Source organism: Vibrio sp. Vb1018 (assembly GCF_033338775.1).
Classification (GTDB): Bacteria; Pseudomonadota; Gammaproteobacteria; order Enterobacterales; family Vibrionaceae; genus Vibrio; species Vibrio alginolyticus.
The window spans coordinates 138,541-160,779 of record NZ_JAWOTI010000008.1 but is presented as its reverse complement, the minus strand read 5'-3'; the positions used below and the strand labels follow the sequence as shown (position 1 = coordinate 160,779).

Annotated in this window: 25 protein-coding genes and 1 pseudogene; 23 read left to right on the top strand and 3 right to left on the bottom strand. The window is 38.5% G+C overall.

The annotated features are described in order from the left end of the window. The first annotated feature begins 213 nt into the window (after nt 1-213). On the top strand, nt 214-1,077 hold the full coding sequence (locus tag R7Z10_RS11075) for a hypothetical protein (RefSeq protein WP_318104877.1): 864 nt from the start codon (nt 214-216) through the stop codon (nt 1,075-1,077). Nucleotides 1,078-1,202: 125 nt separating this feature from the next. Here R7Z10_RS11075 and R7Z10_RS11070 read toward each other — a convergent pair whose 3' ends face one another. Next, nucleotides 1,203-1,493 carry a type II toxin-antitoxin system RelE/ParE family toxin gene (locus R7Z10_RS11070; RefSeq protein ID WP_005377002.1) on the bottom strand — a complete coding sequence of 97 codons (291 nt, stop codon included), beginning with the start codon at nt 1,491-1,493 and terminating at the stop codon, nt 1,203-1,205. Then, on the bottom strand, nt 1,483-1,731 hold the full coding sequence (locus R7Z10_RS11065; protein WP_005377003.1) for a type II toxin-antitoxin system Phd/YefM family antitoxin: 249 nt from the start codon (nt 1,729-1,731) through the stop codon (nt 1,483-1,485). Before R7Z10_RS11065 ends, R7Z10_RS11070 begins: the two co-directional genes overlap by 11 nt. Nucleotides 1,732-1,924: 193 nt before the next feature. On the opposite strand from R7Z10_RS11065, the gene R7Z10_RS11060 reads away from it, so the two are divergent. The 12 genes and pseudogenes from R7Z10_RS11060 to R7Z10_RS11005 all read left to right on the top strand — a co-directional run bounded on the left by R7Z10_RS11060 (nt 1,925) and on the right by R7Z10_RS11005 (nt 15,018). Then, nucleotides 1,925-2,524 (top strand): hypothetical protein, encoded by a 600-nt coding sequence (locus R7Z10_RS11060; RefSeq protein ID WP_017821453.1) that lies wholly within the window; start codon nt 1,925-1,927, stop codon nt 2,522-2,524. Further along, nucleotides 2,502-2,640 (top strand): annotated as a pseudogene (locus R7Z10_RS11055) (DUF3265 domain-containing protein). Before R7Z10_RS11060 ends, R7Z10_RS11055 begins: the two are co-directional and overlap by 23 nt. 166 nt (nt 2,641-2,806) lie before the next feature. Further along, entirely contained in the window at nt 2,807-3,991 is a 1,185-nt protein-coding gene (locus tag R7Z10_RS11050) for a site-specific integrase (protein ID WP_318104875.1), read from the top strand. A gap of 111 nt (nt 3,992-4,102) precedes the next feature. Then, nucleotides 4,103-5,110, top strand: a complete 1,008-nt coding sequence (locus R7Z10_RS11045; RefSeq protein ID WP_318104873.1) for a hypothetical protein — start codon at nt 4,103-4,105, stop codon at nt 5,108-5,110. 86 nt (nt 5,111-5,196) lie between these two features. Beyond that, nucleotides 5,197-5,439 (top strand): AlpA family transcriptional regulator, encoded by a 243-nt coding sequence (locus R7Z10_RS11040; RefSeq protein ID WP_021448661.1) that lies wholly within the window; start codon nt 5,197-5,199, stop codon nt 5,437-5,439. After that, nucleotides 5,432-6,682: a VapE domain-containing protein gene (locus tag R7Z10_RS11035; RefSeq protein WP_047706365.1), complete on the top strand. Its 1,251-nt coding sequence runs from the start codon at nt 5,432-5,434 to the stop codon at nt 6,680-6,682. Before R7Z10_RS11040 ends, R7Z10_RS11035 begins: the two co-directional genes overlap by 8 nt. Before the next feature lie 227 nt (nt 6,683-6,909). Further along, nucleotides 6,910-7,875 carry a hypothetical protein gene (locus tag R7Z10_RS11030; RefSeq protein WP_318104868.1) on the top strand — a complete coding sequence of 322 codons (966 nt, stop codon included), beginning with the start codon at nt 6,910-6,912 and terminating at the stop codon, nt 7,873-7,875. A gap of 327 nt (nt 7,876-8,202) precedes the next feature. Next, nucleotides 8,203-9,246 carry a hypothetical protein gene (locus tag R7Z10_RS11025; RefSeq protein ID WP_318104867.1) on the top strand — a complete coding sequence of 348 codons (1,044 nt, stop codon included), beginning with the start codon at nt 8,203-8,205 and terminating at the stop codon, nt 9,244-9,246. A gap of 9 nt (nt 9,247-9,255) precedes the next feature. Beyond that, complete coding sequence (locus R7Z10_RS11020) at nt 9,256-10,608, top strand: ABC-three component system protein (RefSeq protein ID WP_069550109.1); 1,353 nt, start codon at nt 9,256-9,258, stop codon at nt 10,606-10,608. A 10-nt stretch (nt 10,609-10,618) separates the two neighbouring features. Further along, nucleotides 10,619-11,158 carry an ABC-three component system middle component 1 gene (locus tag R7Z10_RS11015; protein ID WP_069550110.1) on the top strand — a complete coding sequence of 180 codons (540 nt, stop codon included), beginning with the start codon at nt 10,619-10,621 and terminating at the stop codon, nt 11,156-11,158. A gap of 2 nt (nt 11,159-11,160) precedes the next feature. Next, nucleotides 11,161-14,361, top strand: coding sequence for an AAA family ATPase (locus R7Z10_RS11010; protein ID WP_318104859.1), 3,201 nt, complete (start codon nt 11,161-11,163; stop codon nt 14,359-14,361). Between the two features lie 450 nt (nt 14,362-14,811). Continuing rightward, nucleotides 14,812-15,018 (top strand): hypothetical protein, encoded by a 207-nt coding sequence (locus R7Z10_RS11005; protein WP_005377069.1) that lies wholly within the window; start codon nt 14,812-14,814, stop codon nt 15,016-15,018. 207 nt (nt 15,019-15,225) lie between these two features. Here R7Z10_RS11005 and R7Z10_RS11000 read toward each other — a convergent pair whose 3' ends face one another. Next, entirely contained in the window at nt 15,226-15,705 is a 480-nt protein-coding gene (locus R7Z10_RS11000; RefSeq protein WP_021033918.1) for a hypothetical protein, read from the bottom strand. A gap of 267 nt (nt 15,706-15,972) precedes the next feature. Here R7Z10_RS11000 and R7Z10_RS10995 point away from each other — a divergent pair, with 267 nt between their 5' ends. The 10 genes from R7Z10_RS10995 to R7Z10_RS10950 all read left to right on the top strand — a co-directional run bounded on the left by R7Z10_RS10995 (nt 15,973) and on the right by R7Z10_RS10950 (nt 22,165). Then, a complete protein-coding gene (locus tag R7Z10_RS10995) occupies nt 15,973-16,494 on the top strand; it encodes a GNAT family N-acetyltransferase (RefSeq protein ID WP_017821456.1) in 522 nt (173 codons plus the stop codon). A gap of 104 nt (nt 16,495-16,598) precedes the next feature. After that, nucleotides 16,599-17,000 (top strand): DUF2007 domain-containing protein, encoded by a 402-nt coding sequence (locus R7Z10_RS10990; RefSeq protein ID WP_054579579.1) that lies wholly within the window; start codon nt 16,599-16,601, stop codon nt 16,998-17,000. A 143-nt stretch (nt 17,001-17,143) separates the two neighbouring features. Continuing rightward, a complete protein-coding gene (locus tag R7Z10_RS10985; RefSeq protein ID WP_054579578.1) occupies nt 17,144-17,752 on the top strand; it encodes a pyridoxamine 5'-phosphate oxidase family protein in 609 nt (202 codons plus the stop codon). 141 nt (nt 17,753-17,893) lie between these two features. Then, the gene (locus R7Z10_RS10980) at nt 17,894-18,307 is read left to right on the top strand and encodes an RDD family protein (protein WP_054579577.1); all 414 of its coding nucleotides are present in this window, start codon (nt 17,894-17,896) and stop codon (nt 18,305-18,307) included. 143 nt (nt 18,308-18,450) lie between these two features. Continuing rightward, nucleotides 18,451-19,011 (top strand): sugar O-acetyltransferase, encoded by a 561-nt coding sequence (locus R7Z10_RS10975; protein ID WP_005377080.1) that lies wholly within the window; start codon nt 18,451-18,453, stop codon nt 19,009-19,011. Nucleotides 19,012-19,267: 256 nt separating this feature from the next. Continuing rightward, nucleotides 19,268-19,813, top strand: a complete 546-nt coding sequence (locus R7Z10_RS10970) for a GNAT family N-acetyltransferase (RefSeq protein ID WP_054579576.1) — start codon at nt 19,268-19,270, stop codon at nt 19,811-19,813. A 142-nt stretch (nt 19,814-19,955) separates the two neighbouring features. Beyond that, a complete protein-coding gene (locus R7Z10_RS10965; protein ID WP_054579575.1) occupies nt 19,956-20,597 on the top strand; it encodes an alanyl-tRNA editing protein in 642 nt (213 codons plus the stop codon). Nucleotides 20,598-20,739: 142 nt separating this feature from the next. Continuing rightward, a complete protein-coding gene (locus tag R7Z10_RS10960) occupies nt 20,740-21,027 on the top strand; it encodes a putative quinol monooxygenase (RefSeq protein WP_042523844.1) in 288 nt (95 codons plus the stop codon). 143 nt (nt 21,028-21,170) lie between these two features. After that, complete coding sequence (locus R7Z10_RS10955; RefSeq protein ID WP_025768092.1) at nt 21,171-21,467, top strand: antibiotic biosynthesis monooxygenase; 297 nt, start codon at nt 21,171-21,173, stop codon at nt 21,465-21,467. Between the two features lie 92 nt (nt 21,468-21,559). Next, nucleotides 21,560-22,165 (top strand): hypothetical protein, encoded by a 606-nt coding sequence (locus R7Z10_RS10950; RefSeq protein WP_262681797.1) that lies wholly within the window; start codon nt 21,560-21,562, stop codon nt 22,163-22,165. Nucleotides 22,166-22,239 lie beyond the last annotated feature (74 nt).

Sequence of the window (22,239 nt, the reverse complement as noted above, 5' to 3'; positions counted from 1 at the left end):
TCTAACGGAGAGGCTGGAGATTGGTGAATTGCTCTGTGCATCAAAATCACTGATAAAAAATCATATTAGCAGGATTAAATAAATTAACCCATTCGTTGCAACACTAGCTAGTGTTGACCTGAGGGGGCTAAGAAACTTTGGGGCGTGCGACGTGAGGTCGTATGAAGCGCTGTTCACCGCTCAACGAGTAAACCTTCTATTGATATTAAATTTGTGGAGTACGCTGAAAAGTCTGTAGCGGTTTTGAGCATTAAAAATGAAAGGCTAAAGCCTTTCTACTTTACGAAAGAGCTTAAGCATCGTAATAAAATACTCAGAGCAGGTACGGTATATTCACGAATAAAGGACACAAATACACCAAAAGACTCTTGTGCAAACCCTCAAGATATTAAAGCAATGTGGCTGGAGCGTTTTGGGCTTGATTTACCTGCTGCAGCTCGCTTCAAACTGCTCCTAGAGGATACAGATAACTGGATTTACAATGGAGTTAATGGTGCATTTTATGCGTTGGATCCAGATTTTACTATATCGATATCTGAAGATGATTATGGAGGTAGTAATTTTTGGTGGCAGAATACTCTAATTGAAGAGCCCGTAAAGTACGATTATTTGCTCAAGTACAAAAATGCTGTTATGCATGAGTTGCCCGTCGTCCATTTCCAAAATGAAGGTTTATGCGTTCCATTTCCGGATGTTGAGTATGTAACTCACCCGGAAAAGAGAGATGGACTAGATGCAAAGTTTTATTGTGATCTATTTTACTATACCAAAGGCTCATTGTCGTATGCACTGTTCGAACATCTGCGCAAAATTCATACTGACAAGCCCGACTTAAGTACTCCTATTGTTACTCAGATAAAGTCTCCAATTATAAAGCTCCCATTTTTTATCTTAGATAAAAATGAGCAACTTGAAGAGCTTTGTAGTTCGTATCTGCTTGCATATAAGAAATTTGTTGAAAACCAAGATGACATTGTTGCGGATAGCCTTTATCAAGGAAAAAATATGGATCGGTACAAACTTGAGAGGGTCTTCTCAGAGTGGGCGTTTAGTGAGGTAACCGAAAAATGCATATAACAAACTGTTTAAGAGTGATTCGCAACGCTTGGCATTTTTGCTATGCGTTGCGTTTAGTGTTTAAGGTGGTATGCGGTAGCTTCGGTATTGCGTTGCTCACACCTTAACAGGGCGTTATACCGCAATCAATCATCTAACCTTTTCATGGCTTTACGGTAAACATCGCTACGTTCGCGTTTTCCAACTGCTAAGACGGTTACAATGATGACATCGTCTTCAACTTTGTAGACGAGACGGTAGCCCGATTGACGCAACTTAATTTTATACATGTTGTCAGCTCCAGAAAGCTTTGAAGCTGGAACATGTGGGTTATCTAAGCGCTCGATTAGCTTTTTCTTAAATTGTTGTTGTAGAGTAGAGCCAAGCTTTTTCCACTCTTTGAGTGCACTCTTTTTAAAGTCGAGTTTATAGGTCATCAATATTTACCGAAATGCTCTCTTCAGATTCACGCTCTTTAGCGATAGCTAGTAGTTCCAGATCTTCGAGTCTGTCCATCATCATTTCGTACGCTTCGGCAGGCACGCAATAAAATGCTGGTTCATTTCGGTTTAATACAGCAACAGGTTCGCCGTAAGCACTAGTTGCAACTTTCATAGGGTTAGCTTTCAACTCAGTAATGCTTGCAGCAACATCGGCTAAAATTCTAGTGGTCATATAATCGGTCTCTTAAGTGGTTTTTATGTTGGTCATTTTAGCGTTAACCAAGCGGTATAACAAGTTGCTTAAGAGTGATTCGCAACTCGTGGCATTTTTACTATGTGTCGGTTTATGTGTTTAAGGTATTATGCGGAGGCTAAGGTATTGCGTTGCTCACACCTTAGCAAGGCGTTATACAAATGAGGAAAAAATGGACATCGTAGCAAGCAGTGGCAAGTTGGCTTTAAGTGCAACTTTGGGAAATGTAGTTAGCCGCTTTCGAGAGCGTCGTTTTAATAAACTAATATCCGGTCTGGAAAATGGCGACATTAAGCTTACTGATCATGTATTGAGTGATGACTCTTTCATTGGCTGTTTTCTGAAGACGAATGAAGCAATCGAAAAGGCGTCAGTAAACGAGAAAGTAGAGTTTTTAACTAATTTGTTTGTACAGGGTGTAAAAGATGGCTTGATTATTGATAAACCGGATCTCTACAGTGAAATAGTAACAATATTTTCTGACATGTCCTTCCGTGAAATCGAAGTTTTGTTCCTCGTTGGAGATATATTACCGTTCACCAAAGTTGATGGTGAAAACTCTGATGTAGGTCAGAAGAATGAGGACGCAGTAAAACTCCTAAGTGAAAAGTATTCTATATCTGAGGACTATGCATTCACACTTATTTCTAGACTGCAAAGGACGGGCTTAGTCGTTGGCTCCAATGTATTAGGACGTTGGCCTTATGTGCGAACAACACAGCTTTATAGAAACTTAAAAGCATTTTTAAATTACCAAATTTTGGGTAGTTAATTTGTATAACAAACTGTTTAAGAGTGATTCGCAACGCGTGGCATTTTTACTATGCGTTGGTTTGAGTGTTTAGGGTGTTATGCGGCGGCATCGGTATTGCGTTGCTCACCCCTTAACAGTGGGAATGGGTAAAAACCTCCAGTAAACAACAATGAACAAGAATGAGCTAATACTCGCATAAAAACATGTACTTATATGTATGTTGTTTGTGCTTTGTTGTTCATGGGTATGCGTGTATGTACAATTATTTTGCTACATATACGCTACACAAAGGACTTGTGCATGCCCATTAAAAAGAAGATAACCAACACCTCAATCAAGGCGCTAACTGTCGAACAGGGACGGCTCAACGACACTGAAATCAGCGGGTTTCATGCTCGTATTTCACCTAAAGGCGCAATCAAGTATTACTTTTACTACCGTTTAAATGGCAAACAACGAAATTACTTCATCGGCTCGGCGGATTCACTCACACCCGCTCAAGCGAGAGATTTAGTCAAAGAGAAAGCGGGATTAGTGGCGAGCGGGGTGGATATCCAAGAATCTCGTCATGAAGCTAAAAAGACAGAGATGCGCAAAAACCTGACGCTTGGCCGTTTTCTTTCTGAGCACTATAAAGACTACCTTATCTCAATGAACCCCAAGCGGGCGGATCAGGCTTATGCTTGCATTGCTCATTCATTTGTTCACCTCCTAGACAAACCGTTAGAGGAGATAAAAGCGTGGGATATTCAGCAGTGGATCGCGGAGCGTCGCAAATTAGGGCGTGCCCCTGCAACGATAGAGTATTGTGTGAACCGACTTCGAGCCGCTTTAAATCGTGCGGTAGAGTGGGAGTTCATCGATAGCCATAACTTAAGCAGTGTTAAACTCATCAAGCAAGATAACACTCGAATACGGTATCTCTCTAAGGAAGAAGAGAAGCGCTTACTCGATACCCTTGAAAGCCGAAATCAACGCGTTCGAAAGTCCAATAGCAAGATAGAGCACCTTCAGTTCGTTGATTTCTTCGAGCCGTTAGTAATCACCGCAATGAATACAGGAATGCGTAAAGGAGAGCTATTAAGTCTTCGATGGGAACACGTTTCACTGCCTAATCGCTACTTAACAATTCGTTCTGAAAATGCCAAGTCGAAGAAGACGCGAACGATACCGCTCAATGACACGGTATTAAAGCTTTTTGAACGCTGGCGAGCACAGAATCCTGATGCTGACTATGTCTTTATATCGAATAACCAGCCCGTTGAGTTCTTTCAATATCCGTGGCAATCGTTATTGAAAGAGGCTGCTATCGAGAATTTTAGGTTCCATGACTTGCGGCATCATTTTGCAAGCAAGTTAGTGATGGCGGGCGTTGATTTGAATATCGTGCGTGAGTTGCTTGGGCATGCTGACCTCAAGATGACGCTGCGTTATGCACACTTAGCTCCAGAGCACAAAGCGGCGGCGGTGAATCTTATTGGTTAAGTTGCAAGATAAATCGAGATATCACTCGAAGCATTAAAGTTATGGTTTTATATACAGTGATCTTGGTGCTGTAATTCGTTGTTGAAATTGTAAACTCAACAAGGGATTGAAGTGAGCCAGTTTAAACGCCGCTATGTAAGGCTTGAGGAAGTCTGTGATAAAACCTATTTAACCCAATGGGACATACTAGAAGCCATTGAAGAAGAGAAGTTGTGTTTGTTTGCCGATATTTCTGCTTCGAGTCTTGGTGCTATTCATCCACCAAGTCAATGTGTCGCGGCTATCTTCGACTATCAAGGCGTTGTCCAACTCACTGAACGCTCATCCAAGCGGTTTGCGCTTTCATTAGAATCTATACTGGTTCAACACGTCATCATCGTTGAGATGCATGGTATCAACCGTTGGCGTTCGGTTACTGAAGCGTTCGACAATGTATTACAAGCGCACTTTAAATACACACCTAATGCACTCTCCCAACCGAACAAAGCGTTTGTTGCTTATGCTGCGGTTAATGCCTCTCTAACCACAGAGAGCGTGGTTGGTGAGTTCATTACTAAAGCATCCGCCATTTTCTCTAATGACGTAACGCATCAACTTGCTGAACGCTACCCAAGTCAACGCGGTCAACGCCTTTCAACCAATGCGTTAACGGTTAAACCCAGTCAAATACGCGTCGATATGGAGCAGGTCGTTGATGTTTTTGGTAAAGCAGTACTATTGAATCGTGGTTGCCAAGCGGTTGATACGGTTAAGGCAACATTAGACTCAACGGTTATCCAGATTGCTGAACAGTGTATTGAGTCGGTTAATGCGCCTACTGAACTCCGGTTGGATTCGGTTATCCAACCGATGCCAATCCACCCCATTGCGCAAATTGCTCATCGAGTATTAACACTCAATCCTCAAGCCAGAGCGGATAAGGTTTGGAACATGATAAGGCAGGACGTGAGAGCGAACGAGTTTAACCGTCAATTTGATGTTGATGCGTTGATTGAAAGCATTACTCAGGACTCGGTGACGTGGTTTGGTCGTGGGGATAATGAAAACACCATGTCTTATGACTCATTCAGAAAGAATGTATTGGTCGACGTAAGGAGGCAAATTAGGCCGTCAAAATAAAACGTCGTCGTCATCGTCGTTGATAACGTCATATGACGTTTGTGGTCGTTAAGTTGAAACCTCAATGAACAAGAGGGAACAACAACATGACTCAAACCACACTTGATAAACGTGTATACACAGAACAAGAAACGGCGCTTTACATTGGTATGAGCCGTTCATTTTTACGCCAAGCTCGTATGGAAGGGCAGCGCAAGAACCGAACTGCTGCGCCTCCTTTCATTAAAATTGGTCGTGCTGTCCGTTATCTTAAAGAAGACTTAGACCAGTGGTTAGATAGTCATGTCAAACGTGACCACTTGCTGCAAGGGGAGGGCTTCCATGCTTAACGATAGCAATGCACCAGAATTTCCCCATGTCAGATACAAGGAGTCAGGCCAACAAATCGTATTGAACACGGCCGATAACTTGAAAGCATTACTTAAGAGTACGGGCTACCAAGCTAAACTCAACAAGATGACCTTAGAGCCTGATATATTCAAAGGTAAGGTTTGTATGGGTTCGCCAGATATCGTCAGAAGTGAGCTTGTATCGTTGGCGTCAATTTACACATTGCCCAAATCCGCGATTGATGACCATTTTAACGCCGTGGCACACGAAAGTAGTTACCATCCAATCGCTGATTGGCTTGATGGCGAGTGGGATAGAAAGCCCCGCGTGGAAGCAGTGCTTAATTGCTTAGAGACTAAGAATCCCGCGCTCTCTAAGACTGTGTTGCTACACTGGTTAGTGGGCTGTGTAGCATGTCTTTTTGTGGGTAGCTTTAAATCCAAGCTTGTGCCTGTTTTACAAGGTGAGCAATCCTTTAAAAAGACCGCGTTCGTTGAACGAATTGCCAATGTGATGCCAAGTGCGTTTCTTGAAGGAGCAGAGCTCAACCCTGATAACAAAGACAGTGTGCTGACCGTTATTCGCTCATGGATAGTGGAATTGGGTGAACTAGAACGCTCAACCAAAAACTGCCAAGGGGCGTTGAAAGCGTTCGTGACAAGAGCTTGCGATACGGTGCGTCCTCCTTATGCACGCAATGACATTAAGAAAGACCGACAAACCAACCTCATTGCGACGGTAAACGGCACGGACTTTCTAAAAGACGAAACCGGAAATACCCGCTACGCCGTCATTGAGCTGGTGGGCGAAACGGACATGGATACGCTTAATAACATGCTCGGTTGGGACTACAAACCAACGGGTGAGCTAACGCTGAACCAACCAGAGAATCTGCGCCAATTCTGGTTAGAGGTGAAACACAAATTCATGGTTGAACATCATCCTTGGATGCTGTCGTCTGACATTCAAGCGCAAGTGTCGCAAGAATCATCCAAATACGTAGATAAAGGCAACTGGTATAACTTGCTAAACGACCACCTAGAAGAATGTACAGGTAAAGCGAGAGAGTGGTTATCAACCAAACAGATATGTGAAGTTATCAACGCTGACACATCAAAAGGAAATGTGATTGGTAAAGCGCTCAACCAACTGACTAAAGACGGTAAGTTAGAAAAGAAAATGCTCAATGGCTCAAACCGCTACTGTTTCCCTACCGTTCGTCCTCAAGCCTCATTTTGCTAAGTACTTAAACTTACCCCACTTACTCCACTTGAATTGATATTAAGTGAGGTAGGTGGGGTAAGTTGTTCCACTTTCAGAAAGTGACGCACCACTCTCAGTATGTAATCAGATAAAGATGTTTCGTTTTTATGCGTCTGGTTTCCCATTTGTAACGACCACAGCTTGATAGAAATATTGCTTGGCGCAAAAATCATCGATGACACTGTGACCCTATTATTGAGGCTATTATGTTGATCCCTTTCGGGTTAAAAGATGGCAAGTATTATGATGTTAGCGAAGTAGAGCGCGGCAGGGCTTGTGGCTGTATTTGTCCTAGCTGTAAGCAAGTGCTCGTTGCCAAGAAAGGTGACCCTGAAAAGATGGCGCATCACTTTGCTCACGACAAAAAAGCACAAGAAGACCAAGATGAGAAAATAGAGTGCGATTACTCTTTTTATGTGGTGGCAAGACTCGTCATTAAACAGTCGCTTAGAGAGCTAACAACCTTTGATATCAGTTCACCAGAATGGAAGATAGAGCTGTCTGAAAAAGATAAGTATGACCGGACTCGGATTGTTACAGGCTATGTAACGCAAGAGCATACACTCACATTTGAAGAGTTCGAGGTTGAGCCTAGCGCACCTTATAGTGAAGTTGATGTTCTCTGTCGTATAAATGGATACGTTATCGGTATACATTTTAGTTACCAAGGGCGTCCAAGTTACAGTCCAGATAAGAGAGGAAAGCTCTCTATCTTAGAGATTAACCTAGCGCCACTTAAACAGCTTTACTATGAATTCAAAAACCAAAAATATGACTCGTTTAAAGAATTGGCACTAGCGTATGTATTTGAAGACGGATGTCGACGTTGGCTCAGCCATGCCCGATACGTCAGCCGAGAAAGAGAACTAACAGCGACACTCAATGCTATGATTGTGGAATCAAACGGGCAGCCACCTGAACCTATTGTTTATGTTCCGGTTATTCCCCAAATCCGTCACCGACCATATAAAAAACCAAGGAAGAAAAAGGCTGAACGAGTTATGAGTGCAGTCACGAAACGTCCTACCAGCGAGTCTTGTGTCCGTTGCAAGTTCAGGGTTGCTAACTATGTCGACAATCTTATCTGTACCGATTGTTTACAGTATTACTATGGGCAGGGCATATTTCATGTAGGTGATATAAAGAAAGTCGTAAAGCAAGAGTTTTCATGATTTTTTAAATATGGATGTAGATCCCCCTTTCCTGAACTAAACCTAACGGTCAAATAGTTTGCAGTTCTATCCTATTAAAACATTGCCAATAAAAAGTAAACGTATGGGGTAGTGCGAATATAGAAAAGCTAAGCTGGAGCACGTCACTGGACTCAAAATAATTTTTACTAGGTTATTTACAACTTTATGACTAGAGTTCTTTCAAGCGGCTGAGTTTGACATATGTCAGAGTACAATAAAAAAATTTTTTATAACAAAACATTATTATTCAAAAATACTGTGCATAAAGCTAAGATAATCTCGTGTCTGACTTTTTAGGTTGTTGTTTTGAGTTTTGAACTTATAGTTTTAAAGGCTTTTCATGGTGATGCATTAGTTATACGTGGAGACTTTGATGGTCAGTTTAGAAATATTTTGATAGACGGAGGCCCCAAAGAGGCGTTCCAACACATGTGTCAGAGGCAAGAACTGAAAAAGTTTCTTGATGAAGTTAAGCTACATGGTCAAAAAATAGACCTTCTAGTATTAACACATGAAGATAGAGATCATATTCAAGGTCTACTCTCAGCATTTGAAACTGATGATTATCTAGCTTCCTTAACCGTTGAGATATGGTTTAACTCAGGTAAATTAATTTCTGACACTCTCAAGCAACAGTTTGATGGTCAGGGCATCAATTTAACAAGAGGTTCATCTGAATACACAAGTATCTCTGAAGGAGTTACGTTAGAAAAGAGGATTGCCAAGTTAGGGATAAAACATAATCAGCTCGTAGCTTATGACTTTGAAAGAGTTTTGGAAAGGTTTGGTTGTAGATTTGAAATTTTATCACCATCCTTGGAACATTTGTCAAAGAGAGTGGCTCCTTGGGAGGAAAAATATCCTGCTGGTTTTATGTCAAGTAAACAAGATAAGCGCTCTATTGAAGAAATTATAGATAACAACGAAACTCTAAATGACAGCTCAAAATGTAATCAAATATCAATAGCGTTCAACTTTACCTACAGGGGAAAGTCTGTATTACTGTTGGGTGACGCTCATGCTGAAGTAATCACAAAAGGTATGCGAGCACATGGATACAATGAAAGCAATAAATTACAGTCAGAGTATATGAAACTATCTCATCATGGAAGTAAAAACAATACTTCACAGGAATTATTAAATTTGGTTTCTTGCAATAAATTCATAATTACTACTAATGGGAATAGGCATGATCACCCAGATAAGGAGACCCTAGCTAGAATTATAAAATATAGAGATGAACCAAAATTCTATTTTAATTATCCGAATCTAATAGAAAATAAGTTCTCTGACCAGGATAGAGAAAAATACAAATTTGAAACTTATGAAATAACCAAAGTCAATTTGTGATTTATAAAAATGAATATTTATAGTTACATAGTTCGAGTCAGAAATGGTAGCGGTGTTATTGTTAATCCATTCACTGATAGTTACTCTTATATTTTAACAGCTAGGCATAATATTCAAATTGAAAGCGATGATCCTAGTAAAGGTTTTCATGATAATAATGATATTATAACTTACAACGGTTCAGGAGAATTAATTGATATTGTAGACCGAGTTATTAGCGATAAACTCGATATAGCGATTTTAGTTACTAGTAAAAGGTTAGAATCGAGTGTTGAGGTCGTAACTGGTAATATTGAAATTAATGATGAGCTAATACTACGAGGTTATCCTAAAGATAGACGAAGAAATAATACAGCATCTCTAGGTTCAATAGCTTATCACTTCCATAAGCACGAGAATGAAGCTTGGCTAATTAAAACTAACGAAAATATTACTTACGATAATTTGGTGGGATACTCAGGCGGAGCTATTTACAACTCTAGCAATGAAGGCGAAAGTTATGAACTTAGGGCTATAAGTAGTAAAAAGTCCGGCGATATCACACGAGAATTTCATGGTGATATAGAAGTGCTTCCAGTAGAGAGTTTTATTGAATTACTAGATAGTGAGATAACAAACAGGGAAGATCAATTTCTTAAGCCTATACTTCCGTTCTATTTATCTAGCTTCAATCATATTAAAGAGCTTGTATTTCAACTTTCGGAAAGCTGGGATGACGAAGAAAAGCTTGATGATGTTTGTTACAGTTTAAGAAACCATGGAATTTCATCAATTGAAGTTGACAATGTTAACCTAAAACCTTTAGATATTATAAATAAATACGAATCGTATTTGAACTGTAATAAGTACTTTCCTAAACATACTAAACATATAGGATTCTGGAGTTCGTTTTTTGAGCTTCTTATAATTTCAATAATTATAGACCAACCAAAAGAAATTAATCTAGATTACGTAGGTGAAATTCTCAACAACAGGAGGTTGTTGTATATAAACAAAAGTGATGTTTGGAAAACACATGTTGAAGGTATTTTAAAAGGGCAATATAAAGGCTTATCTTTAGGAGGTGCAATCATCGTTAAGACATTAAAAGAAGATATCGATTGCAAGTTCGACAGTAATAGATTGAAAAAGATAAGTGATATTAGAAATATATCTAGAATTAATAGAAGAGATGCACATGCAATCGATAATATAAATAGAAATATTAATAACGATAGGTATTTGATCGATTTAGGTGCTCTTAATAGAGAGTGTCTAACTAAGAATGAGAATAAGTTCGAACAATGGCAGCTCTTGAATGATAACGAATTAGAAGAGTTTATTAATATTGTTAAAGAACAGTACTCTCAGGTTGTCTTTTAATAGGAATATTATGTTTAATAAAGTAAATATTAAAGAGGTAATTGAGAATTCCGGTTTTATTGAAGGTATAGATATAGAACTTTATAAAAAATATGAACAGAGCGATAATGATTTTTATAGTTGTTTTTTTCTAAAATTCGATAGCCAAGATAAGCTAAGTAATCTTTGGCTGGAGATTGTGAGTCATATTGGCACAGAGTATATTAGTCAGTTAGATTCAGATTTCTCAATTTGGAATGTTTACATCGTTTTTACAACAAATGATTCTATTGATAGAAGTATTAAGTATATGATTGAAAACAATAAGTTGTTTTTAAGGAAGATCGTACTAGACCATGGATTTACATATACTAAGGAAGATGTAATAGAATTCCTAAACAAGAAGATTTTAGGTGATGATATACAAGCGACTAAACACAAGGAAATAAACGTCGAGCTTAACTACAGTGAGGTAACAATTGATTTGTTGGAGAGTATTAGTGATATATCTAATACTGAAAGCTCTAGAGTTCAAAGAAATGAATGGATCGAGAGCCTTCTGAGAATATAATTATGAAAATAAAAAAAGTTGAACTTCAAGCTTTCAAAAGCTACCTAAATAAAGAAGATGGAACATTCGATTTTACACTACCTAATGGTATGGTTGCCAATATGGTATGTATATACGCTCCTAATGGATTCGGTAAAACATCTTTTTACGATGCAGTGGACTATGGCATAACAAGAAATATTACTAGATACATCAGAAATCAAAGTACTAGAGTTTTTAATTCAAAAATTGCTGATGCAATTGGAAAGTTTAGTAAGCAACAGGAAACACCCGAAAGTCAGTATGTTTTAAGAACTAGAGGTGCCCCTGATAATATTGATACTACGATATCGATTAATACAACTGTTGGAAATTTTTTCGAAAAGATAGATAAACCAAGAAAAAATAACAAAGACTATAAGTTTGATGATAGTAATACACCTGAAGATCGAGCTTTTTTTAGAGAGGTAATGCTTTCACAAGAGGCAATTGATTCATTTCTTCGAGAAGATAAAGCTGAACTTAGATACTCTCAATTTATGGAATTTCAACCGACAAAAGTTAGAGTTATAGATGGTGAACGTCAGGTAATAACTCGGATCATAAATGACATTGGGAAAAAAGAGAAATTACTTAATCAAGAAATTATAGATCTGGAAGCTAAAATTAGCTCATTTGAAATTAGCAATGAAACAAGAGACAAAGCAAGCTCTTTATACGAATCATTGACAGCAAAAGGATACGATATACCTGAAATAAGCGATGAGTATGATGAGCTTCATAAAAATGAAAAGCAGCTATTAGTAACACTAGAAAAATCAAGAATAACTAAAGAACTGCAAAAGCTTGAATGCGAAGCTTCAGTTATATCTGATAATAGAAATAACCTAAGAAACTCAATTTTAAAAATTAACGAGCAGGTAAAGGTCGGCGAGTTAACAAGTAAAGTCCAAGAGCGTATTGATAAAATTAATTTGTACTCGAGGCACAATGATGATTTGACAAAAATAAACAAAGAGTATGTTCTTCTTTCTAGTAAGTGTGAATTAATCTTCTTAAAGTTGTCAGATTTGGACAGATTTGAGTATGTTCTTGAGAAGCAAGGAAAGCGTAAGCGCATCACTAATGAGTTAGAGATGCGATTGAATGAAGCTATAAAGAATAGAAGTAATAAAAAAGCATCTAAGAACCTATTACTTGAGCAGTTTTCATCAAGCACAGAGTCGTTACAAAAACTAAATAAACGTATTAATAATATAGATGCGACATATAATAGCATCGAAGAAAACAATCAACTTCTCAATGCGTATAGATTGAGAAAAAGAAAGTTGGAAGAATCAATAAGCCAAAACACGAAAAGTTTACATGCTGTACATGATACAGTTTCAAAACTAAATGATATTACATTTGAGACTGATTCTTGGATATATCAGGATAGCTTTTCCTACGAAGAAGTTGGGATAGATTTAACAGAGCTAGATATAAAATCGAAAGAAAAAAGAAAAATACAACTAAAACTTAATACAATAGAGTCTTTGCTGTCTAAGTTTCTGCGTAGAGGAGATCAATTATCTCGCTTAATTGATGATGGCTTAAATTTCATAAATTTGGACGAAAACAAGGATTTAACGTTATGTCCTGTATGTACAACTGATCACAAGACTCACAATAATTTGTGTAAGGCTATTACTAGTAATAGCCTTCTAGGGGATAAAGAAAAGGATCTTCAAGGTGAAAGGTCTACGCTGCTGAGCGTTCTTCATGAAATTAATGCAGAGTATGACAAAGCACGTAGTGCAGCAAAGTTGTATATAGAGTCTAAACTTAAAGACGCTGAGTATCTTAAAAACTCCTTATCTAAAGAAGGGGGAGAATTAAGTGCTGAGTTGGAGTCGTTGAACTCCAAAATTAGCTTAGGTGAAGAAACTATTTATCGCCTACAGATGGACACACAAGGTATTGATAAAAATTCTTTGAAAAAGCTTTATGAAGATAACAGAGAAAATAAAGAAAGATCAAATGTTATAATAGCTGGTAAAATTAACCAACTGGATATCGATTTAAATGATATCAACAACGTTATAGAGAGAACTCGCTTAGAATTATCAAGTAATATTGAAAGTGAAGATGATGCAAGTTTTTATATAGATTATATGAATTTCTTATCTGATATGTCTCTTGATATTTCTAGTCTTAATGTTGTTGAGTCAATTAAAAAAATCAAACAAGAATTAAAATCTAAGTTATCTACTTTTAAAGAAGAATTGGACACAATTCTGATTAAAAAAGAAAGTGTTATCAATGATATTGAAAACATTGAAAAGTCGATAGATGGTCTCTCTATCGAGAGAGTGAAAAATATCAAAGATCTTGAAAATAAATCACTAGCTAAACTTAATGAAAGACTTATTTATTTAAATTCTGAAAATAGAGCGTTTATTGATTTTTGTTTGATAAATGAACTAGAAAGTCAGCTTAAGACTCGAGATTTTAACGATCTTAGCCTTGGCATAGAGAAACTATTCAAAAACATTAATGCTAAAATAATTTCTACAAAACAAGGCCTTTCAGACCTTGAACTATTCAATGAAATGATTGAAGATCTTTATGCTATGTTTGCTAAAACTCGGCTTAGTAAAGAGCTCTCAGAGCTCAATCTACGTTTTACAAAAATGAACGAGATAAAAGACAAGTTAGAATCAGACTTGGACAGCATAACCAATACCTTAAAGAGCTTAGTTGATGGGTATTTCTATAAAGAGTTGATTAATAAAGTTTACGAAAAGATTGACCCACACCCAGAGTTTAAAGAGATCAAGTTTGAATGCTCATTTCCAGATAACTCTAGTCCACAGTTAAATGTTTTTGTACAAAAAGAAGAGAGCACGGATTTTATTTCTCCAAACCTTTCATTTAGCTCCGCCCAGATTAGTGTTCTTAGCTTAAGTATCTTTTTAGCTAGGGCAATTAACAACAAAGGGTATGACGGTAAGCCATGTGAATGTATTTTTATTGATGATCCAATTCAATCAATGGATTCTATTAACATCCTGTCCACTATAGATCTCCTAAGAAATGTATCCTTCAATTTGGACAGGCAGATAGTGATATCTACGCATGATGAAAATTTCTTTGAACTAATGAAGGTTAAGCTACCTTTGGGTAAAGCTAAGTTTTTCTCTCTTGTCTCCTATGGTAGAGTCGAAGAATCTATTGTGGATTAAGCATATAAGGCTACTCCAAAGTAGCCCTTATAAAATGGTCAAATATAACCCTACTCAAAACTACTGTATTAGACGATGTGGCAAGTTACGAAAATATTCAAACAATCCCAAATGGCTTCGACTTAGCTAAACATAAAGTTAGTCATTACAATTGCTATATATTTGCTACATATATTTTGGTTTTTTAAGATGGTTGTTTACTAACTATATGTTTATAAAGGTTTAAGTGTTTTTTCACACACCCCTTAACAGGGCGTTATGTGCTTTGGGAGAAAATGGAAATGGATATTCCCGACAGATTCAAAAATGTAAGATACGTTTCATCCCGCATTCCGGGTTGCAAAGATGATTCAGACTTAACGCTTGGAGCTAACTGTCAGGTCTTTGCTTATAACCTGCTCAGAGACTTCGGTCTAAATCCACCTAACTACCGTTCTAGTGAATGGTGGGATGAGTGAGGTGGTCACTGAGTTTAAGCCGCTAGATATCATGATGTACAACGACTCTACTGACTCATACGGAGCACACGTTGGGGTGTATGTCGGTAATGGACTCGTCTACCCCCTTTCTTTATCCAATGGCGTACCCATGTTTGAGCGCCATTTAGACTTACTTCAACAAAGTAAGTATCAGTTTTTATTGGCGCTAAGCGTATAAAACAGTTTGGTGCATAACGTACTTGAATCCAAGGCACTTAACAAACTGTTCAAGAGGGATTCGCAACGCTTGGCATTTTCACCATGCGTTGATTTTAGTGATTAAGGCGGCTTGCGGCGGCTTTTGTATTGCGTTGCTCACCCCTTAGCTGGGCGTTAGCCTTATTACGGGGAATTGGAGCCCTCAGCAGAGGACTCCCGATATAAATCACTGTTTAAAAACGTGGTCTAAAACTGCAATATGATACGCATTTACTTGTCCCCAACGTTCATCAGGAACTTTATTGATCTTACCTCCAATTTTTTGGGTGTAAGCTCTAGCTTCCAAACCTTTAGCTTTTGCTAAGGTCAGAATGATTGGGATATTTTTAGAGTTACAATAAGCGATAACTGTGTAGTAATCCTTATCTCCAAATTTATGCTCTAATGCAGCATTTGCCGCTTTAAATGCATCGTCGGCTTTTTGATTGGCTTTTGTAACTTCGGCATTTGTTCTAGAAATGTGAGCTTGTGTATTTAACTGAGCCTTTTCTAAGTTGTTAATTCGTTGGTCATGTTGAACTAGCAAATTAGCTTGGTTTAATAGTTGCTCCGCCGATGATAGTACTCTCTGTGCTTCGAAATATGCATCTGCCAATTGTTCTTGGACTTGCCATGAAAAATCATCGGTAAATGCTTTTACCAACATTGAGTACCCACGTTGTGTAATTAAAATAATTCCAGATGGCGGAATAGGGTGTGGGTAAGAAGCTGCAAATGCTTGGTCCGTAGGCATTGCTATGAAGTAGTGTTTGTTCTTAAGCAACTTCGATTGGTTTGCAGTAAAAATGTTGTAAGTAGTGTTTTGAGAAACTCTATGTTATTTGTCAATGTCCCACAAGGTTAGGACACGCTCGGAGTTAAACTCAACGACAGGGATCGTAACCAAAAGGTCATTAATACTCAAAGGTCAAATATGGATATTTACCCAGAAATCGAATTATCTAAAGCGCAGCATAATGCAATTGAAGCTCTTAGAAACCAGTCGTTTCCTGAACATCAAGTTACTCGCTCTTACTATAAGCAACTCCCGCATATGAGAGTTCTGAATTACGAAGGTGATCAGTTAGTTGGTTACATGGGATTAGACTACAGAGTTGTTCGCGTTGGTGATGAAATTTATAAAGTATTAGGTGTGAGTGACTTTTGTGTCGAGAGCACAGTTCAAAGACAAGGTATTGGCACAAAAATGTTGTCTCAACTCAGCGAGTATGCGTCCACTAAAGATGTCGACTTCATCATTTTAGTCTCCGATTTGGAGCGTTTTTATGTGGCTAATGGTTATATGCGCCTTAACTCTCTAAGTTCTTGGTTGCGAGTTCACGAACATAAAAATTACGGTGTCGCTGTAGAGCAACTAGATGATTTATATGTTAAACCTATCAGCGGTAAAACTTGGGCTGTTGGTCATATAGATTGGTTAGGGTATATGTATTAGTCTGTAGTGGGCTAATAAATTGTTCAAAAAGAAATACTACACGTGGCATTTCCAATTAGCGTTTCTTATACCTTACGGGAGCGCTTTCCCACAAGGAGTAATATGTGATTGTAGTAGCAAGGTTTTCTTTTCCTCATGAAGCTCATATTGCGAGAGCAAGCCTAGATAGTGTCGGAATAGAAAGTTACATCGCTGACGAGCACACGGTAAATACTCAGTGGCTTTATTCAAATGCAATTGGCGGCGTCCGTCTGATGGTGGACGAAAGTGATGCAGAAGATGCGAAACAAATACTTAGTAGCGATTTCTCAGAATCATTGGGAAATGAAGTTGACGTTGATGAAGAAAAAGACGTTTGCCCTAAATGTGGTAGTAAAGATCTATTTGCATTTACAAAAGGTAAACGCCCAGCTTTCTTAGTTTTTATTTTACTGGGTTTTCCACTGTTTTTTTACAAGCATGGCTATAAGTGTAAGCAGTGTGGAGAGTTTAGTGAAAAACTTTAAATCTTTAGATAACAAGGCATTAAAGAGAACATTTGTACTCGTAGTATTTTTACGATGAGTTATGTCTAGTGCCTATACAAGAAGTCAGAGTTACTGCTTGCTTACAAGCAAAGCATTATACGATAGTGAAGGAATAACATTGAATGAGTGAAGTTAAAACAATAGAGCAGTTAAAAGAAATTTACGCAGAGCCAAGTGCGAGAGCTAAAAATAAAGCGCTGCCTGTGCTGGATGTTCATGCGATTACATTAATTAATAATTGCCATTTTGCAGTTCTAAGTACCGTTGATTCACAAGGGTATATCGATCTTTCTCCTAAAGGAGGAGAGCCTGGCTTCGTAAAAGTTTTAGATGAATCAACATTATTGCTCCCTGATAGCTCGGGGAACAATCGTATAGATAGTCTAAAAAATATCATTAGTAACCCCAAGGTAGGGTTGTTATTGATGGTAAATGGTATTGATGAAGTGCTCCGTATTAAAGGAATCGCAAGTATTCACACCGACTCCAACTTGATATCTGCTTGCCCCGATGGAAGTAAAGATCCTAAGGTTGTTATCAAAATAGTCATAGAGAGTATGTACTTTCATTGTGCGAAAGCGGTGATGAGAGGGAAACTTTGGTCTGATGACTATAAAGTAAATCGCTCAATTCTCCCTTCATTAGCTCAAATCTTTAAAGATCAACAAAAGTTAGAAAGTAAAGCGCTTAATCAAGAAGAGATGTTGAAGTATTACCAATCTAGCCTTTAGAACGAGCGTGGTAATATATTGAAAAGATAGAAAAATCAGGTTCGACCGTACTATGCGGAAGTATGGATTAGGTTTAGTGGGGATGTTACTGTCTCAATAGCGTTAGTTCACAAATAAACAATTGTTAGTCCAAATTTTAAAATGAAAAATGCAGGAAAATTTACTCTAGAAAATTACGTTTTGGCTAGTCCGGGAGTTAGGTGTGTTGGACAAATGATTGATCTTTTTGTCAGTTTTAGCATTTTTACTCTCGTTTTATGGGGCGGCTTAGAAATCGGTATTGAAAAAGAGCTTGTGCGCGCTATAGCAGTAACTGCGACTGTATCGTATTACCTTTTTTCTGATTGTTTACCAAATGGTCAAAGTGTGGGTAAAAAACTTTTGGGCATTGCAGTTATCAGTGCAAGAACGGGTAAAAAGTGCAATATTTTTCAGTCGCTCTTTCGAAATGTTATTACTCCATTCTTAGGTTTTATTGACTCAATTTTCATTCTTGGTAAAAAGAGGCAACGGCTCGGTGATAAGTTGGTGAGAACGGTGGTGGTAGTGCACTAGTTTGTTGAAAAAATTGATAGCGCTGAGGACTTGCGTTCAAGTCGGGCTTTGTTTTCGTGGTGGAACAGCCTCGCTTAGGAGGTAGCGTTACTCACATACTTAATGTAGCGTTGTAAGAAAATTGGTATTGGAGTCCAAGTTTTATGTCAGAAAAAGAGAAAATGTTAGCAGGTGAGCTTTATGACCCAAGTGATGAAGAGTTATTAAAGTTAAGGTTGAGCGCTAGGTTACTAACTGAAAAATTGAATGCCACGTCTGTTGAGCATAAACAAAAGCGAGTTCAAATAACTAAGCGCTTGTTCGGCACAACAGGGGACGATATTCATGTTGAATCTTCTTTCAATTGCGACTACGGATCCAACATTCACGTTGGAGATAATTTTTACGCTAATTTTGGTTGTGTGATTTTGGATGTTGCGGAAGTTAAGTTTGGTGATAACTGTTTACTTGGGCCTCAAGTTGGCATTTATACTGCGACTCATCCCTTAGATCCTATCGAGAGGAACAGTGGTTTAGAGCTAGCAAAGCCCATAAACATTGGTGACAATTGTTGGATAGGTGGCCATGCCGTAATCAACCCTGGCGTAACACTTGGGAACAACGTGGTGGTAGCCTCTGGCGCAGTCGTTACAAAGAGTTTTAGAGACAATGTCGTTGTTGGTGGCAACCCAGCCAGAGTACTGAAGGAAATCGTCACTAAGTGATAATAAAGTATATGGACTATTTTGAGCCTGAGTTTAGGACTTGTGATCAACTCACCCCAAGCTTTGATGCGTTCAACGGTTACTTGTTGACGCACTTGAATGTCTAAAATTTGCTTCAATATAGAGTCGTTACACGTGGCGCTTTTGTCGTGCGTTGAGCTTGTTTAAAAGTCTCATACGAAATCATTTGTATTACGTGTCTCACACTTTTATTGGATTTTCGTCACCAATAACAAACCAAAAGGCTGACCCCAAAATGTTAGTAACAAAGATTGAAACGGAACGATTAATTCTAAGAGAGCTAGTTGAAGATGATGCAAGCGAATTGTTTGACATCTTCTCAGACCATGAGGTCATGAAATATTGGAACTCTGGCCCTTGGGTTTCAATTGAAGAAGCGCGGACATTTATAGCCAAGAGTACACAGGCCATGAATAGCAATACAGAAGTGACACTAGGCATCTTCCTAAAGAGCAATGGCCAACTTCTGGGTAAGATAATGCTGTTTAATCACGTGAAAGAGTCTAGGCGCGCAGAAATTGGCTTTGGCGTTAGTCGTCATTTCTGGGGTAAAGGCATGGTATTAGAGGCGGGAACTGCATTAATCGAACACGCATTCAAAACACTGAATCTACGTCGAATCGAGGCTGAGATAGATCCAGACAATACTTCTTCAGGTAAAGTCTTGGAACGGTTAGGTTTTATAAAGGAAGGTTTCCTAAGGCAGCGTTGGGAAGTGAATGGAGTAGTCTCAGATTCCGCAATTTACGGGTTGTTAGCTAAACCCCTAGACAGCGTTTAGTATCCGGCCTTAAACGCATCTAATAGGTCTAGCCTGCTCGTGCTCTATACACAGCCTTACATTTGACGGTGAGGTTTCTTGAATTGACTTGGTGGTCACTGAATGTACTATCAAGGATAGGACTTACTGCAAGGATAGCAGCATGAGCGAGAAATTATTTTGGGTTAATCCCTACCAAACAGAACTTAACTCAAGAGTGACCAATGTAGACGGAAATAAGGTTGAATTGGACCAGACTATCTTCTTTGCAGAGTCTGGAGGCCAAGAGAGTGATAAAGGAACGATTAATGGTATTCCGGTTTTGATTGCTCAAAAGCTAGGTGTTCGACTTATTTACACATTGGAATCCTCTCCAAATTTTACTCTTGGTGACATTGTAACTACGAATATTGATTGGAAGCGTAGATACGCCTTAATGAAGCTACACTTTGCGGCTGAAGTGGTGCTTGAGATGTTTTATCAGCGTCGGGAAGGCATTGTTAAGATAGGTGCGCATATTTCTGAAAATAAGAGTCGCATAGATTTTGAGTGGTCTGAAAGTATTGGCCCGCTATTGAAAGAAATTGAAACTGATGTGCAAGCTTTGATTAACTCTGATTCAGTTATTATTAGTGACTTTTCCGATCAAGAGAGTGAAAGAAGGTATTGGAGAGTGGATGGGTTTGCGCAAGTGCCTTGCGGTGGCACTCACTTAAAGCGCACATCAGAAGTCGGCCAAATTCAATTAAAACGCAAGAACATCGGTAAAGACAAAGAAAGGGTAGAGATAACCTTATGCTCGTAGGTCGATAGGGCATTAGAAATAGATTCCTAACACGTGGCATTTAATTCATGGTGAGATTCACATTTGAGATATGATGGTTGAGATTGAGGGCGTGTTGGCTACTTCTTAACAAAACGCTACACGATAGGGGCGGGAGGATGATATGTCGAAAGTTACATTGAAAGGCTTTATTTTAGTTCCGGAAAAGGATCTAGAATTAGTAAAACATGAGTTAATAATTCACAAAAGGCTCACGTTAGAAGAGCCGGGCTGCCTTACTTTTCTTGTGACTCAAAGCTCGACTAATCCTTTTCGTTTTGATGTCTATGAGGAGTTCGTCGACAAAGCCTCTTTTAAGCAACATCAGGAAAGAGTTCAAGCCTCACATTGGGGAAAAGTAACAGCCAATGTTAAACGTCAATACGAAATCTTTGAATGTGTGCATGACTAATCGAATCGGAGTGATTTAGAGCGTTTACGCTTTGTTTTTTAGGTTGCTCTACGCTCTGCTATGTTGCTTTATTCATCTATTAACCTGGCTTAGTGTTCTTGATACTTTGCCGTATTAAATCTAGAAATTTTAATGGAAGTGTTATGTTTAGAGTTGTGTATGAATGGCGTGTGCCAAGTGAAAAAATGGATGAGTTTCAAAATATATGGCGTTCGACGACAGATTCAATTCATCAGTCAGTAGATGGGGCGCTTGGTAGTTTTATGCTTCGTTCTTACGATGTACCGGAAAAGGTTTTAACTATTGCCAAGTGGCGAACACGTGAAGACTGGGAGCGGTTTTGGGGAACTAGTAACCCAGAAAAAATGAAGAAGATGAGTGAAATTGCAGAGCGTATTTCAGTTGAACCATTCGATGAAATTGAAGATAGAACTAAGTAGGGCTAGAAGCAAACAACAGAAACGTTAAAGTGATGCCTAATGCACAGTTTGGCGGATAATATGAAAGACAACCTTAACGAAGGAACGGGGTTATGCAGATTTTAATTGTTGGAGGTAGTAAGGGGCTAGGAAGGTTCTTGGCTACGAACTTACAGGGTACAGAAATTTATACGATTTCTAGATCAAAGCTAGTTGAGGATGGAGTAGTTTCTGTTTGTATTGACGTTGATCCCGATAAAAAACCAGATTACACGTGCTTCAAAGGTGTAGAGTTTGACATCATAGTTTATTTGGCGTCCATGTGGGGAGAGTCTTCAGAATTGACAACAAACGAACTGATTGAGTTTATGAATGTTGGTCCGATTGGGTATCTTAATCTAGTCAATGAACTTAACGCTTTAGGTTCACTTAACGATAAATGCAATATTGTATCTATTGGATCTACAGCCGAGCTTTCAGAAAGTAGTGAATACCCTGCATTCACCCTCAGTAAAAGATTACTCAAAGATATTTCTAGCCAGCTGCAAAACGTTTATCGTGATTACCGCTTTACTCACTTTACAATAGGTGGGATCGGGCATGCTGAAGAGGAACGTATTGAGTATTCGAGTGTTTTGGAGATTATAAATATGCTAACCAAGCTTGATCCAAACACATACCTTTCAAATATGCATATAAAGTCCAAGCTAGGAATGTAGCTCTCAAGCTGTATTACGTACCTGCTTCTATGGTTTGGCATCATGTGCATTCTTTTTATTGAGCTATGGTTATA

What these genes read in the sequence shown, in the direction of transcription:
- R7Z10_RS11060 (WP_017821453.1), top strand. Translation starts at nt 1,925, where the DNA reads ATGGACATCGTAGCAAGCAGTGGCAAGTTGGCTTTAAGTGCAACTTTG.
- R7Z10_RS11035 (WP_047706365.1), top strand. Translation starts at nt 5,432, where the DNA reads ATGCTTAACGATAGCAATGCACCAGAATTTCCCCATGTCAGATACAAG.
- R7Z10_RS11065 (WP_005377003.1), bottom strand. Translation starts at nt 1,731, where the DNA reads ATGACCACTAGAATTTTAGCCGATGTTGCTGCAAGCATTACTGAGTTG.
- R7Z10_RS10980 (WP_054579577.1), top strand. Translation starts at nt 17,894, where the DNA reads ATGAAAAATGCAGGAAAATTTACTCTAGAAAATTACGTTTTGGCTAGT.
- R7Z10_RS10965 (WP_054579575.1), top strand. Translation starts at nt 19,956, where the DNA reads ATGAGCGAGAAATTATTTTGGGTTAATCCCTACCAAACAGAACTTAAC.
- R7Z10_RS11050 (WP_318104875.1), top strand. Translation starts at nt 2,807, where the DNA reads ATGCCCATTAAAAAGAAGATAACCAACACCTCAATCAAGGCGCTAACT.
- R7Z10_RS10975 (WP_005377080.1), top strand. Translation starts at nt 18,451, where the DNA reads ATGTCAGAAAAAGAGAAAATGTTAGCAGGTGAGCTTTATGACCCAAGT.
- R7Z10_RS10995 (WP_017821456.1), top strand. Translation starts at nt 15,973, where the DNA reads ATGGATATTTACCCAGAAATCGAATTATCTAAAGCGCAGCATAATGCA.
- R7Z10_RS11070 (WP_005377002.1), bottom strand. Translation starts at nt 1,493, where the DNA reads ATGACCTATAAACTCGACTTTAAAAAGAGTGCACTCAAAGAGTGGAAA.
- R7Z10_RS10985 (WP_054579578.1), top strand. Translation starts at nt 17,144, where the DNA reads ATGAGTGAAGTTAAAACAATAGAGCAGTTAAAAGAAATTTACGCAGAG.
- R7Z10_RS10960 (WP_042523844.1), top strand. Translation starts at nt 20,740, where the DNA reads ATGTCGAAAGTTACATTGAAAGGCTTTATTTTAGTTCCGGAAAAGGAT.
- R7Z10_RS11040 (WP_021448661.1), top strand. Translation starts at nt 5,197, where the DNA reads ATGACTCAAACCACACTTGATAAACGTGTATACACAGAACAAGAAACG.
- R7Z10_RS11020 (WP_069550109.1), top strand. Translation starts at nt 9,256, where the DNA reads ATGAATATTTATAGTTACATAGTTCGAGTCAGAAATGGTAGCGGTGTT.
- R7Z10_RS10970 (WP_054579576.1), top strand. Translation starts at nt 19,268, where the DNA reads ATGTTAGTAACAAAGATTGAAACGGAACGATTAATTCTAAGAGAGCTA.
- R7Z10_RS10950 (WP_262681797.1), top strand. Translation starts at nt 21,560, where the DNA reads ATGCAGATTTTAATTGTTGGAGGTAGTAAGGGGCTAGGAAGGTTCTTG.
- R7Z10_RS11010 (WP_318104859.1), top strand. Translation starts at nt 11,161, where the DNA reads ATGAAAATAAAAAAAGTTGAACTTCAAGCTTTCAAAAGCTACCTAAAT.
- R7Z10_RS10955 (WP_025768092.1), top strand. Translation starts at nt 21,171, where the DNA reads ATGTTTAGAGTTGTGTATGAATGGCGTGTGCCAAGTGAAAAAATGGAT.
- R7Z10_RS11000 (WP_021033918.1), bottom strand. Translation starts at nt 15,705, where the DNA reads ATGTTGGTAAAAGCATTTACCGATGATTTTTCATGGCAAGTCCAAGAA.
- R7Z10_RS11015 (WP_069550110.1), top strand. Translation starts at nt 10,619, where the DNA reads ATGTTTAATAAAGTAAATATTAAAGAGGTAATTGAGAATTCCGGTTTT.
- R7Z10_RS11030 (WP_318104868.1), top strand. Translation starts at nt 6,910, where the DNA reads ATGTTGATCCCTTTCGGGTTAAAAGATGGCAAGTATTATGATGTTAGC.
- R7Z10_RS11005 (WP_005377069.1), top strand. Translation starts at nt 14,812, where the DNA reads ATGAGTGAGGTGGTCACTGAGTTTAAGCCGCTAGATATCATGATGTAC.